Here is a 13,751-nt window from a genome sequence, read left to right as displayed (position 1 = left end):
GTCAGTGGACATGGCGAGAGGTCTTCGGCGGGGTGTCGTCGTCGGGCGCGGCATCGTCGGCGGCAGGCGCCGCGTCGCCCGCTTCCTCGTCGTCTTCGCCGGGTGGCAGCGCCCAGAAGAAGCGGTCGGGGATCACGTTGCCCATGCCGGGGCGGAAGCCTGCATCCAGCGCCTGGTCGAGGAACGCGAGTGCCTCGCCGACCGCGGCGGTCAGTTCCGCGCCCGAGGCCAGCAGCGCCGCAAGCGCCGCGGCGAGCGTGTCGCCGGCGCCGACGAACGCGACCTCGAAGCGCTCGAACTTCTCGCCGGTGATCGCGCCCTGCGCGGAGGCGAGAACGTTGTCCATGTACTGGTCGGGCAGCGGCACGCTGGTGACCAGCACATAGCGGGTGCCGTGTTCGGCGGCGGCGACGGCCAGCTCGCGCGGCGACGCCGGGCGTTCGTTGTCCCACTCCGGCAGCAGGAAGTCGGTCAGCGTCTGGTGGCTGCCGACCAGCACTTCGGTCTGCGGCAGCACCAGCTCGCGGAAGGCGTCGAGGTAGCTCTGCTGCTCGTCCTCCTCGATCCACGACAGGTTGGGCATGTAGGCCACCAGCGGCACGTCGGGGTAGTCGGACAGGATCTCGGCGACCGTGCTGACGCCCTCGGTCGAGCCCAGGAAGCCGACTTTCCAGGCGGCGATCGTCACGTCCTCGAGGATGCTGCGGGCCTGCTCGGCGACCACGTCGGCGTCGATCGCGTGATGGTCGAAGACCTCGTGAGTGTCGCGCATCACGATGCCGGTGACGACCGGCAGGGCGTGCGCCCCCATGGCCGCGATGGTCGCGACGTCGCCGGCCATGCCGCCGGCACCGCTCGGGTCGCTGGCGTTGAAGCTCATCACGCAGGCGGGGGCGGCCTGCTCGGTTTCGACGTCGGCGGGGGTCTCGGGAAGGGGGGAGTCAGCGGTCATCGAAGGGGCCCGAGCGCGTTGGGAAGGAGGGCGGCGAAACAAGTCGTAACTGACCCTGGCCGAACCTCTAGACGAACGTGAGGTATGTTGCGTATGTGCCTACAAACACTTGAATTTCTGGCAATGGCGATGGCTACAATCTGTCTGCATTGTAGTGAAGCGAATCGCCCCGTCAGGCCGAGCGAACAAAGTGACCGAACCCAAAACCTGGATGTGCCTCATCTGCGGCTGGATCTACGACGAGGCGGCCGGCGATCCCGAGCATGACATCGCTCCAGGCACCCGTTGGGAAGCCGTGCCGATGAACTGGACCTGCCCCGAATGCGGCGCCCGCAAGGAAGATTTCGAGATGGTCCAGATCTGAGCTTCAGGTCCGGACAGCGCCGCCGATAAGACCGCTCTGCGGGCCCGCGGCGGACATCCTTTCGCCGAGCCGATCGCGTCGTTGAGGAGAATGCTTGTTGAGCAATCAGGGCCCCGCCGATCCCCCCGGCGTCACGGTGCTGGTCATCGATGACAGCAACACCATCCGACGCAGCGCGGAAATTTTCCTGAAGCAGGGCGGCTACAGCGTGCTGCTGGCCGAAGACGGCTTCGACGCGCTGGCCAAGGTCAACGACCACGATCCCGACCTGATCTTCTGCGACATCCTGATGCCGCGCCTCGACGGGTACCAGACCTGCGCGATCATCAAGCGCAACGCCAAGTTCGCGACCGTGCCGGTGATCATGCTGTCGTCCAAGGACGGGCTGTTCGACAAGGCGCGCGGGCGCATGGTCGGCTCCGAGGCCTATCTCACCAAACCTTTCACCAAAGACCAGCTCCTGCAAGCGGTCGAGCAGCACCGGCGCCCGGGCTGACGAGGACAGAACATGACGATTCAGAAGATCCTGCTGGTGGATGACTCGAAGACGGAACTGCACTACCTGACCGACCTGCTGGTCAAGCGCGGCTACGCGGTTCGCACCGCCGAGAACGGCGAGGAGGCGATGCGCCGCCTCGGCGAGGAAAAGCCCGATCTGATCCTGATGGACGTGGTGATGCCCGGTCAGAACGGCTTCCAGCTCACCCGCGCGATCACCCGCGACCCGCGCTTCACCGGCGTGCCGGTGATCATGTGCACGAGCAAGAACCAGGAGACCGACAAGGTCTGGGGCATGCGCCAGGGCGCACGGGACTACATCGTCAAGCCGGTCAACGCCGAGGAACTCGTGGCCAAGATCCACGCGTTCGATTGACACGCAGCCGCTGAATGGCCAACAAGCAAGCCCTTCGCGATCTCCAGGCCCGGCTGGCCGAGCGCTTGCAGGCGGCACGCACGCAGGTGCGCGGCCAGTCCTGGCTGGCGATCGAATGCAGCGGACGCGGCTTCCTGCTGCCGCTGCGCGAGGCCGGCGAGATCTTCGCGCTCACGCCGATCCTGCCGGTGCCGTACAGCCACCGCTGGTTCCTGGGGGTCGCGAACCTGCGCGGGCACCTGCACGGCGTGGTCGACCTGGCCGGCTTCCTCGGCATCAAGACGCACGAGGCCGGACGCGAGCAGTCGCGGCTGGTCGGCTTCAACGCGGCGCTGGACATCAACTGCGTGCTGATGGTGGACAAGCTGTCCGGCCTGCGCAGCGACGACGAACTGACTCCCGAGCCGCAGGACGACGCGGTCGCGCGGCCGGCGTTCGCCGGCGCGGTGCTGCGCGATGCGAATGGCCGGCTCTGGCAGGAGCTGAACCTGGCGGCGCTGGTGGGCGATGAGGCATTCCTGAAGATCGTGGGCTGAGCGTCGCGGGCGCTCGGACCGGAACAAGAGACGCGAGAGGGCGACATGAGCTTCCTAGACAAGATCACGGGGCGGGGTCCGAAGGACGAGGTCGCGACGACGCGCGCGCAGGCCAGTCCGTTTGGCGACACGCTGACGCCGCAGGGCGCGCGCCTGGCGGCGGCCGGCGCGGGCGCCGCGCCCGATTCCGGCCTCGCGTACGGCGCGCCGTCCCAGCCTGCGGGCGAGCCCGACACCTCGATCATCTCGGCCGCCGCACCGTCCGAGATGCCCGATTTCGTCGAGACCCGGCTGCAGGACGGTGACGCCGCTCCCGCCGCCGGCACCGGCATGCCGCTGATCGGCCGCCGGCCGGTCGCCGAGCAGCAGCGCATCCTGTTCGGCCTGGCCGGCCTCGGCCTGGTCGGGCTGATCCTGATGACGGTGCTGTCGCTGCTCGCCGCGAACCGGGGCTCGGCGCAGGTCGCGGCCAGCGGGCAGGCGCTGATGCAGTCGCAGCGCCTGGCCAAGTCGGTCTCGCAGGCGTTGATCGGCAGCTCGGCCGCGTTCCCCGAAGTGAAGGACAGCGCCGACGTGCTGGTGCGCAACGTGCGCGCACTGCGCACCGGGGACGGCGCGATCGCCGCCGCACCGGCCGGCGTCCAGGACGCGATCGAGCCACTGCTGCCGCTGATCGACAAGGCCGAGAAGAGCGCCAAGACCGTGCTCGACCAGCAGAAGGTGCTGACCCAGGTCGGCCAGGCGCTGCGCGCGATCAACCGCCAGTCGTCCGACCTGCTCGAGAGCGCCGAGACCGTGTCGTCGCTGAAGCTGCAGCAGGACGCCTCGCCGGCCGAGCTGTCGGCGGTCGGCCAGCTGGTGATGCTGACGCAGCGCATCGGCAAGTCGGCCAACGAATTCCTGACGATGGAGGGCGTGAGCCCCGAGGCCGTGTTCCTGCTCGGCAAGGACCTGAACTCGTTCCGCGAGTTGGGCCAGGGCCTGATCGACGGCAACGCCGAGCTGCGCCTGCCGGCCACCAAGGACCCGCAGACCAAGGAGCGGCTGGCCGCGCTGATGAAGCAGTACGAACTGACCCGCACCCAGGCCAGCGCGATCCTCGGCAACCTGCAGGGCCTGGTGTCCGCGCGCGAGGCGCAGGCCAGCATCGTGGCCGACAGCGAACCGCTGCGCAAAGGGCTGGAAGTGGTGCAGGAGCGCCTGGGTCGCGAGACCGGCTTCGGCGGGCTGAGCCTGGTGCTCTTGCTGCTGTCGGCGATCCTGCTGCTGCTCGGCGGTGCCGGGCTGCTGCGGCTGTACGTCAGCGGCCAGGCGGAACGCGCGGCCGCCTCCGAGGGCCAGCGCCACGCGGCCGAACGCGAGCAGCAGGAAGCCAAGCGCGTCAACGATGCCAACCAGGCGGCGATTCTGCGCTTGATGAACGAGCTGCAGGCAGTCGCGGAAGGCGACCTGACCCAGCAGGCGACCGTGACCGAGGACATCACCGGCGCGATCGCCGACTCGGTGAACTACACCGTGGAAGAACTGCGCACGCTGGTCTCGCAGGTGCAGGGCACGGTCGGCCGCGTGACCGACACGACCCAGCAGGTCGAGGCCACCTCGACCGAGCTGCTGGCGGCGTCTTCGGAGCAGCTGCGCGAGATCCGCGACACCGGCGAATCGGTGCTGCAGATGGCGGGCCGAATCAACGACGTGTCCGGCCAGGCGCAGGAGACCGCTGCGGTCGCGCGGCAGTCGCTCGAGGCCGCCGAATCGGGCCTGCGCGCGGTGCAGAACACGATCGGCGGCATGAACTCGATCCGCGACCAGATCCAGGAAACCTCGAAGCGCATCAAGCGCCTGGGCGAATCGTCGCAGGAGATCGGCGAGATCACCGAACTCATCTCGGACATCACCGAGCAGACCAACGTGCTGGCGCTGAACGCGGCGATCCAGGCGGCCTCCGCCGGCGAGGCGGGTCGCGGCTTCTCGGTCGTGGCCGAGGAAGTGCAGCGGCTCGCGGAACGCTCCGGTGACGCGACGCGCCAGATCGCCGCGCTGGTCAAGACGATTCAGACCGACACGCAGGACGCGGTCGGCGCGATGGAGCGCAGTACCCAGGGCGTGGTCGAAGGCACGCGCCTGACCGACGCGGCCGGCACGGCGCTCGGCGAGATCGACCGGGTGTCGCGCCAGCTATCCGAACTGATCGCGGCGATCTCGAACCAGGCGCTCAGCGAAGCGCAGTCGGCCAACGTGGTGGCGGCGAACATCCAGCACATCTTCGCGGTGACCGAGCAGACCGGCGAAGGCACGCGCTCGACCGCGCAGATGGTGCGCGAGCTGTCCCGCACCGCCGAGGAACTGAAACAGTCGGTGGCACGGTTCAAGATCGAGTGATTCCGGTCGAAGCCTGCACACCTCCATCAAGAGCGACACGATGACCTCGACGACCGACACGCGCAGCGATGACCTGAGTGCCCTGGCCTGGGTCCACGAGGAGCTGCGCCGGTCGCTGGACGCGGCGCACAAGTCGCTGCGCCGCTTCGTCAAGGAGACCGACGCGCTCGCCAGCTCCGACCTCGACGCGGTCGACCCGGCGGTGCTGCGCCATGCGCGCTCGCAGATCCACCAGGGCGTCGGCGCGCTCGAGCTCGTCGGCCAGCCGGCGGCCGCTCTGGTGCTGCGCGCCAGCGAGGCGCTGGTGCAGCGCTTCGTTGCCAAGCCGCACAAGCTCAGCGCGGTCGTCGTCGACGACATCGAACGCGCGTCGTTCGCGCTGCTCGATTACCTGAGCCGGCTGCTGGCCGGCAAGCCGGTCTCGACGCTGTCGCTGTTCCCGCAGTACCGTGCCGTCCAGGAGGCCGCTGGCGCCGACCGCGTGCACCCGGCCGACCTGTGGTCGGTCGACTGGCAATGGCGCGACCTGCCCGACGACCCGTCGATCGTCGCGCTGCCGCACGACGCGGCCACGCAGGCCCTGATCGAAGCGCAGCTGCTGCCGCTGATGCGCGCCACCGACCCGGCGCCGAATGCCGCCCGCATGAGCGAGATCAGTGCCGGCCTGGGCGCCGGCGCGACGCAGAGCCACATCGCGACGTTGTGGAAGCTGGCCGCGGCCGTGTTCGAGGCGCAGGCCCACGGGCTGCTCGGCTTCGACGTGTTCAGCAAGCGGGTCGCCTCCCGGCTGCTCGCGCAGTTCCGCATCATCGCGCGCGGCGATGGCGAGGTGTCCGAGCGCCTGGCGCAGGACCTGCTGTTCTTCTGCGCCCAGAGCGCGTCGCCGGGCGACGGCCGCCACGCACCGCGCCTGGCCGCCGTGCGCCTGGCCTACGGTCTGGTCCATCACGTGCCGACCGACTACGCGCTGAGCGTGCTCGGCCGCTTCGACCCGGCCGTGCTCGCGCAGGCCAAGAAGCGCGTCGTCGCGGCGAAGGACGCCTGGTCCGGCGTCGCCGGCGGCGAGATGCACCGCATGACCGGGCTGTCCGAGCAGTTCGCGCTGGTCGGCGAGTCGCTGAAGCGGCTGTTCCCGCTCGGCGACCTGTTCGCTGCCGAACTCCAGCATGCGGTTGCGCAGACCCAGCAGAGCAACGGCCCGCCCGCGGCCCCGCTGGCGATGGAGGTCGCGACCAGCCTGCTGTACGTGGAGGCGGCGCTCGACGATGTCGACTTCGACCACCCCGAGCAGGCGCAGCGTGTGCAGCGCCTCGCGGACCGCCTCGCCGCGGTGCGCCAGGGCCAGGCGCCCGAGCCGCTCGAAGGCTGGATGGAAGAGCTGTACCGCCGCGTCTCCGACCGCCAGACCATGGGCAGCGTGGTGCAGGAGCTGCGCGCCAGCCTGTCCGAGGCGGAGAAGGCGATCGACCATTACTTCCGCGCGCCCGACCAGCGCCAGGTGCTGATCCCGGTGCCGAACCAGCTCGCCGCGATGCGTGGCGTGCTGTCGGTGCTCGGGATGGACCACGCGTCGGCCGCGCTGCTGCGCATGCGCGACGAGATCGACACGCTGGCCTCGAGCGAGGCCACCGCCGACCCCGCCGCGCAGACGGCGCTGTTCGATCGCCTGGCCGGCAACCTCGGTGCGCTCGGCTTCCTGATCGACATGCTCAGCGTGCAGCCGCAGATGGCGAAGTCGCTGTTCCGCTACGACGCGCAGACCGACGTGCTCGGCCCGGTGATGGGCCGCGACGCCGAGGTGCACGCGCCGGCCGCCGCGCGCGGCCCGCAGTCGGCGCCGCCGGTCGAACAGCGGCTGATCGAGCAGGCGCAGTTGCTGGCGTTCAGCTCGGTCCGCCAGGACGTGCCGCTGGAAGAGGTCACGCGCGATCTCGAGCGCCTGTCGCACGAGGCGAATGCGGCCGACCAGCCGGCGCTCGCGGCCACCGTGGCCAGGGCCCAGCAGGCGTTCGAGCGCAGCGACGACCCGGCCGGCGTGGCGGCCGCGCGCGACGAGCTGTCGGAGGCGCTGGTCGACTTCGTCGCGACCGCGTCCGACCCGGTCGGGCTCGCGCCCGAGGTGGCGGCCGACCGCGGCCGCGTCAGCGAGCCGATGCGGCTCGACTTCGGCCTGTCCACCGGCAGCGCCCAGCTGGCGCAGGACAACGAGATGCGCGAGGTCTTCCTCGAGGAGGCCAACGAGGTGCTGACCGCGGCCCGCGAGGCCAGCGCCGGCCTCGTCGAGGCGCCGGAAGACCTGGGTCTGAGCACGACCCTGCGGCGCGCCTTCCACACCCTGAAGGGCAGCTCGCGCATGGTCGGGCTGAAGGACTTCGGCGAGGCGGCCTGGGCCTGCGAACAGGTCTACAACGCCCACCTGGCCAGCCAGGCAGCCGCCCCGTCGCCGCTGCTCGCGTTCACCGACTGGAGCCTCGACTACCTCGCCGGCTGGATCGACGACATCACCCAGGGCCGCAGCGGCCTGCACCACAGCGCCGCGGTGATCGAGTCGGCCCGGCTGCTGAACGAGGCGCCGCCGGACGTGCTCGAATCGCAGTCCCTGCACGCGCCGCTCGACCTGCTCGACGGCCTGCCGAGCGCGGCCGACCTCGACTTGTCCCCGCCCCCGGCGCCGGCGCCGGCACCGGCGCCGGACCTGCCGATGCCCGACCTGAGCTTCGAACTGGATCTGGGCGGGTTCGAGACCGCGGCACCCGTCGTGCCGGCCCTGCCACCGGCCGACCCCGAGCCGAGCCGTTCGGCGCCGCTCGACCTGACCGCCGACGCGTTGCACCACCCGTTCGACGCCGAGCCGACCGAGCCGCTGCCGCTGCCCGAGACCGTCGAAGCCACCGACGAATTCGCGCCCGAGCTGATGGACCTGGAGCTCGACTTCGGGCCGCTCGAGACGCGGCCGCTCGTGGAGCCGTTGACCCGCTCCGGCGTCGACCTCGACCTCGCGCTCGACGCGCCGGCCCCCGCGCCGGAACCGGAGCTGGAGCCAGTCGCCGTGGCAGCGACGCCCGAACCCGAACCTTCGGTACGCGCCGACCTGGAGGACGAGCAGGTCAAGGTCGTCGGCCCGTTGCGCATCGGCATCCCGCTGTTCAACATCTACCTGAACGAAGCCGACGAACTCTCGCGCCGGCTCGGCACCGAGCTGGCCGAATGGGCGATGGAGCTGCACCGCCCGATCGGCGAGACGCCGGTGGCGCTCGCCCATTCGCTGGCCGGCAGCTCGGCGACGGTCGGCTTCACCGACCTGTCCCAGCTCGCGCGTTCGCTGGAGCATGCGCAGGCCCGCTCGCACGCGATCGGCCACGGGACGCCCGAGGAGGCGCGGCTGTTCGTCGACGTGTCCGACGAGATCCGTCGCCTGCTGCACCAGTTCGCCGCCGGCTTCCTGAAGGAGCCGTCGCCCGAACTCGTGGCACGGCTCGCGGCCCATGAGCTGAGTTCGGCACGCCGCCTGGAGGAATCGGCCGCCGCGGCCGAGGCGCAGGTCGAAACCGACAGCGTGCCCGCCGACCCGCCCGCGCCGGTGGCCCACGCCTTGCCCGCCGAACCGGCCGATCCTGCCAACGCGCCGACCTCCGATTCGGTGTTCGGGCGGTTCGAGACCTTCGGCGTCGCCGAGCTCAAGCCGCTGGGCGAGCTGCCGACCGAGGCGCCGCACCGCGCGTCGGTGAGCGCGCTGGTCGACAGCGACGACACGATCGACGCGGTGGACGCGATCGACGACGAGCTGTTCCCGATCTTCGCGGAAGAGGCCGAGGAACTGCTGCCGCAGCTGGCGAGCCGGCTGCGCGACTGGACCCGCAAGCCCGCCGACCTGGCCCACCCCGCCGCATGCATGCGCACGCTGCACACGCTGAAGGGTGGGGCGCGCCTGGCCGGCGCGATGCGCCTGGGCGAGATGGCGCACCACCTGGAGACGCGCATCGAGCGCGTGCTCGCGCAGCCCGCGGTGCAGCTCGAGGACGTCGACTCGCTGCAGGCCTACGGCGACACGCTCGCCCAGACCTTCGACGCGCTGCGCGCCGGCGGGGCCGCCCCCGAAGCGATCGAACGCACGGCGGATGTCGCGCCGCCACCTGCGGAAGCGCCGGTCTCGGAACTCGCGGTACTGCTCGAAGTGGCGCCGCCGCCGACCTACGAATCGGGTTGGGCCCCGTTGCCCGTCGCCGCGCCGAGCTCGACGTTCGGCCCGCTGTCGGAGATCGACGTCGCCGGCAGCGGCTTCGACGAACCGGTGCCGCTGCCGCCCGCCGAGCCGTTGCCGTTGGCGCAGGAGCTGGCGCAGGCCGAGGCGAGCGCACTCGAGGAACCGCGCGCGGTCGAGCCCGAGGCCGACGCGCGGGCGTCGGAATCGGCTGCTGTCGACCCCGCGCCGCCGGTGCCGTTGGCCGAGATCGACTGGTCGCGTTTCCCGCTGACCGAGCCGGCGCAGCGCCAGGCGCCCGAGCGGGCGCTGATCGCGCAGTCGGCGGTCCGGGTGCGCGCGCCGCTGCTCGACCGGCTGGTGAACCAGGCCGGCGAGGTCAGCATCACGCGCTCGCGGATCGAGACCGGGGTGGCGCAGATCAAGACGTCGCTGGCCGACCTGACCGAGAACCTGGAACGCCTGCGCGCGCAGTTGCGCGACATCGAGTTCCACGGCGAGGTGCAGATGAGCTCGCGGCTCGAGGCCGCGAAGGCGGCGGCGCAGTCGTTCGACCCGCTGGAGTTCGACCGCTTCACCCGCTTCCAGGAGCTGACGCGGATGATGGCCGAATCGGTCAACGACGTCGCGACGGTCCAGCGGACGCTCCAGCGCTCGCTCGAGGTGACGGAGGACGAGCTGGTCGCCCAGGCCCGCATGACGCGCGAGCTGCAGGACGACCTGCTGCGCACCCGCATGGTCGAGTTCGAGGGCCTGTCGGACCGCCTGTACCGCGTCGTGCGCCAGGCCGCGAAGGAGACCGGCAAGTCGGTGCGGCTGGACATCGTCGGCGGCCGCGTCGAGGTCGACCGCGGCGTGCTCGACCGGATGACCGGGTCGTTCGAGCACCTGCTGCGCAACAGCGTCGGCCACGGCATCGAGACGCCCGAGGTGCGCAAGGCGGCCGGCAAGGACCCGAGCGGCACGATCATCGTCGCGCTCTCGCAGGAGGGCAACGAAGTCGGCGTCGAGTTTCGCGACGACGGCGCGGGCCTGAACCTGCCGCGCATCCGCGAGAAGGGGCGCGCGCTCGGCCTGCTCGATCCGAACGCCGAACCGACCGACGCCGAGCTGGCCAACCTGATCTTCGCGCCGGGCTTCTCGACCGCCGACACGGTGACCGAGCTGTCCGGCCGCGGCGTCGGCATGGACGTGGTGCGTGCCGAGGTCAACGCGATGGGCGGCCGGATCGAGACCGCGACCGCGGCCGGCCAGGGCACCTCGTTCAAGATGATCCTGCCGCTGACGACGGCGGTCACGCAGGTCGTGATGCTGCGCTGCGGCGATACCCACGTCGCCGTGCCCTCGACGCTGGTCGAACTCGTGCGCCGCGCCACGCCGGCCGAGGTCGAGGCCGCCTATGCCAGCGGCTCGTTCGCGACCGCCGAACGGCCACTGCCGTTCTTCTGGCTCGGCGCGCTGCTGCAGATCAGCGCGCGTCCGGGCGACAGCGAAGCGCGCACCCGTCCGGTCGTGATCATCCGCAGCGCGCAGCAGCGCATCGCGCTGCACGTCGACGAAGTGCTGGGCAACCAGGAAGTCGTGGTCAAGAACCTGGGGCCGCAGCTGTCGCGGCTGCCGGGCCTGGCCGGCATCACGCTGCTGGCGTCTGGCGCGGTCGCGCTGATCTACAACCCGGTCGCGCTGGCCACGCTGTACGGCGAGGCCGCCCGCGAGGCGACGCGCGCCGCGATGATGCAGGCGCCGCAGCCGCACGACGCCGTGCCCGCGGCCGACGCGCCAGCCGCCGTGGCCGAGGCGCCGCTGGTGATGGTGGTGGACGATTCGCTGACCGTGCGCCGCGTGACGCAGCGCCTGCTGCTGCGCGAGGGCTATCGCGTCGTGCTGGCCAAGGACGGGCTGGATGCGCTCGAACGCCTGGCCGAGAACGTGCCGCAGATCGTGCTGTCGGACATCGAGATGCCGCGGATGGACGGCTTCGACCTGGTGCGCAACATGCGGGCCGATGCCCGTCTGCGTGACCTGCCGGTGATCATGATCACCTCGCGGATCGCGCAGAAGCATCGCGATTACGCGGCCGAGTTGGGCGTCGACCACTACCTGGGCAAGCCGTATTCGGAAGAAGACCTGCTGGCGTTGATCGCGCGCTACACACGCAATCGCGTCGCGGCTCCGGTATGAGCGCCGCCCCGGGCCCGTTAAAAGGATAGGAAAACTATCGGCCGACGCCAATCTATCGCGCAAGTCGTCCTGGCGCCGATCAACGAAACCGCTTCGTGAACTCGCGGATGACCCCGATGATGCGGGCGCTGCCCAGCGGCTTGATCGGATAGCGCGGGTTCAGCGGCTTCAGGAAGTATTCGCCGCCATCGCGCACCAGTTGCTTGAACGTGGTCTGGTTCTCGGTGTTGAGCGCGATCACGTAATCGCCGGCCTGGGCCGTCATTTCGGGCTCGACGATCACGATCGAGCCGTCCGGGAACGAATCGCCCGAGTGGCTGGCCATGCTGTCGCCGTGGACCCGCAATGCGTAGGTGTGGCGCTTCACCGGCACGGACACCGGCACGGTGTCGTAGTGCGGGGTCAGCTTGAAGTTGTCGATGACCGTGTAGTTGCCGGCTTCCACTTCGGACACGAGCGGCACCTCGCCGCGGACCGCGAAGGTCTGGCCGACGTTGGAGCCGCCCGAGACGAGTTCGGCGATCGACACGCCCAACAGTTCGGCCACGCGCGGCTGATTGGTCCGCTTCGGCGCGGTGCCGCCGGACTTCTCCCACTGCTGCACGGCGCCACGCGTGACACCGACCGCGTCGGCGAATTGTTGTTCGCTCAAGCCCAGGCGCTGCCGGCCTTCGCGGATAAGTCGATGAATGCTCACTGCCGGCGAGCCTACGGTGTCCGACAGATAGAAAAATACTCGTTGCTAGCGATTCTTTCCAGTATTTCAGCCGTCAACGCTCGCTCTTCACGATGCCATACCGCTCGAGCGTTTGCGCGCGGGCCGCCTCGTGGTCGACCACCGGCAGCGGATAGTCGCGGCCGAGCGTGATCCCCGCGGCTTGCAGATCGGCCGAGCGCGCGAGCCAGGGCGCGTGGATGAGCGCGTCCGGCAGCGCCGCCAGTTGCGGCAGGTAGCGTCGGATGAACTGGCCGCGCGGATCGAATCGCTTGCTCTGGGTGATCGGGTTGAAGATGCGGAAGTAGGGTTGCGCGTCGCATCCGGTCGACGCCGCCCATTGCCAGCCGCCGTTGTTGGCCGCCAGGTCGAAGTCGTTCAGCTTCAGCGCGAAATAGGCCTCGCCGCGGCGCCAGTCCAGGCCCAAATCCTTGCTCAGGAAGCTCGCGACGATCATGCGCAGCCGGTTGTGCATGTAGCCGGTGCGGTTGATCTGCGCCATCGCGGCGTCGACCAGCGGGTAGCCGGTGCGGCCTTCGCACCAGGCGGCGAAGCGCGCATCGGCCTGCGGTCCGTCGGCCCAGCGGATGCGGTCGTACTCGGGCTTGAAGCTGGCGCCGACGACGCGCGGGTGGTGGTGCAGGATCTGGTGGTAGAAGTCGCGCCAGATCAGCTCGGAGAGCCAGACCGCAGCGCCGCCGGCCGGCTGCTGCTCGATGCGCGCGCAGGCCGCCGCGGCCAGTTCGCGGATCGACACGGTGCCGAAGCGCAGGTGCACGGACAGGTAGCTCGGCCCCTTGACGGCCGGGAAGTCGCGCGCCTCGCCGTAGTCGTCGATGCGGGTCAGGAAGTCGGCGAGCAACGTGCGGCCCCCGGCCGTGCCGGTCGGAATCGCCAGATCGTGCAGGTTGGTGCGCGCGAAGCCGAGCGTCTCGAGCGACGACAGCGCCGTCGACATCCCACGCGGTGGTGCGGCGAGCCGCGCGGCGTGGCGCTCGACCGGGTAGGACTTGACGAAGAACGGTTCCAGCCGTTTCAGCCACGCGTTCTTGTACGGCGTGAACACGGTGTACGGCGAGCCGGACTGCGTTAAGACCTCGCTGCGCTCGAATATCACGTGATCCTTGCCGGTGTGAAGCGCGACGCCGGCCTCGGCCAGCGCGGCCTTGACCGCCGCGTCGCGCCGCAGCGCGTCGGGCTCGTCGTCGTGGTTGGCGTAGACCGCCTGCACGTCGAGCTCGCCGGCCAGCCGCACGACTTCGTCGAGCGCCGGCCCGTGGCGCACCAGCAGGCGCCCGCCGAGCGCGCCCAGGGACTCGTCGAGCGCGACGACGCTGTCGTGAATGAACTCGACTCGGCGGTCGGCGCGCGGCAGCGGATCGAGGATCGCGGTGTCGAAGACGAACAGGCACCACACCTGCTCGGCCTCGCGCAGCGCGTGGTACAGCGCGGCGTGATCGTGGGCGCGCAGGTCGCGCCGGAACCAGACCAGGGCTCGCTTCAAGGGGCTTGGCATCGCGCGAGTCTGCCTGAAGGGCCGGGCGGTCTA

9 protein-coding genes are annotated in these 13,751 nt (G+C 70.4%); 6 read left to right on the top strand and 3 right to left on the bottom strand.

Translation table 11 applies throughout. The features are described 5' to 3' along the window. Window position 1: 1 nt before the first annotated feature. Window positions 2-952, bottom strand: a complete 951-nt coding sequence (gene thiD / locus ACWH49_RS05885; protein ID WP_448170614.1) for a bifunctional hydroxymethylpyrimidine kinase/phosphomethylpyrimidine kinase — start codon at window positions 950-952, stop codon at window positions 2-4. A 190-nt stretch (window positions 953-1,142) separates the two neighbouring features. Between thiD and ACWH49_RS05880 the strand changes: the two genes are divergently transcribed. The 6 genes from ACWH49_RS05880 (at window position 1,143) to ACWH49_RS05855 (ending at window position 11,487) form a co-directional block, all read left to right on the top strand. Next, entirely contained in the window at window positions 1,143-1,316 is a 174-nt protein-coding gene (locus ACWH49_RS05880) for a rubredoxin (RefSeq protein ID WP_056465145.1), read from the top strand. A 97-nt stretch (window positions 1,317-1,413) separates the two neighbouring features. Then, entirely contained in the window at window positions 1,414-1,812 is a 399-nt protein-coding gene (locus ACWH49_RS05875) for a response regulator (RefSeq protein WP_056465144.1), read from the top strand. 12 nt (window positions 1,813-1,824) lie between these two features. Beyond that, complete coding sequence (locus tag ACWH49_RS05870; protein WP_056465143.1) at window positions 1,825-2,190, top strand: response regulator; 366 nt, start codon at window positions 1,825-1,827, stop codon at window positions 2,188-2,190. Between the two features lie 14 nt (window positions 2,191-2,204). Next, complete coding sequence (locus ACWH49_RS05865; RefSeq protein WP_448170613.1) at window positions 2,205-2,726, top strand: chemotaxis protein CheW; 522 nt, start codon at window positions 2,205-2,207, stop codon at window positions 2,724-2,726. Window positions 2,727-2,771: 45 nt separating this feature from the next. Then, window positions 2,772-5,105, top strand: a complete 2,334-nt coding sequence (locus ACWH49_RS05860; RefSeq protein ID WP_448170612.1) for a methyl-accepting chemotaxis protein — start codon at window positions 2,772-2,774, stop codon at window positions 5,103-5,105. Between the two features lie 40 nt (window positions 5,106-5,145). Continuing rightward, window positions 5,146-11,487, top strand: coding sequence for an Hpt domain-containing protein (locus ACWH49_RS05855; RefSeq protein ID WP_448170611.1), 6,342 nt, complete (start codon window positions 5,146-5,148; stop codon window positions 11,485-11,487). Between the two features lie 79 nt (window positions 11,488-11,566). Here the strand turns inward: ACWH49_RS05855 and ACWH49_RS05850 are convergent, their stop codons facing one another. Together ACWH49_RS05850 and ACWH49_RS05845 are read right to left on the bottom strand one after the other, a co-directional pair. Continuing rightward, complete coding sequence (locus tag ACWH49_RS05850; RefSeq protein WP_448170610.1) at window positions 11,567-12,184, bottom strand: LexA family protein; 618 nt, start codon at window positions 12,182-12,184, stop codon at window positions 11,567-11,569. A 73-nt stretch (window positions 12,185-12,257) separates the two neighbouring features. Then, complete coding sequence (locus ACWH49_RS05845; protein ID WP_448170609.1) at window positions 12,258-13,718, bottom strand: cryptochrome/photolyase family protein; 1,461 nt, start codon at window positions 13,716-13,718, stop codon at window positions 12,258-12,260. Window positions 13,719-13,751 lie beyond the last annotated feature (33 nt).

The sequence above is a fragment of the Rhizobacter fulvus genome, assembly GCF_964020785.1.
The sequence above is the reverse complement of the archived record's forward strand: the minus strand, read 5'-3'. Positions and strand labels throughout refer to the sequence as shown.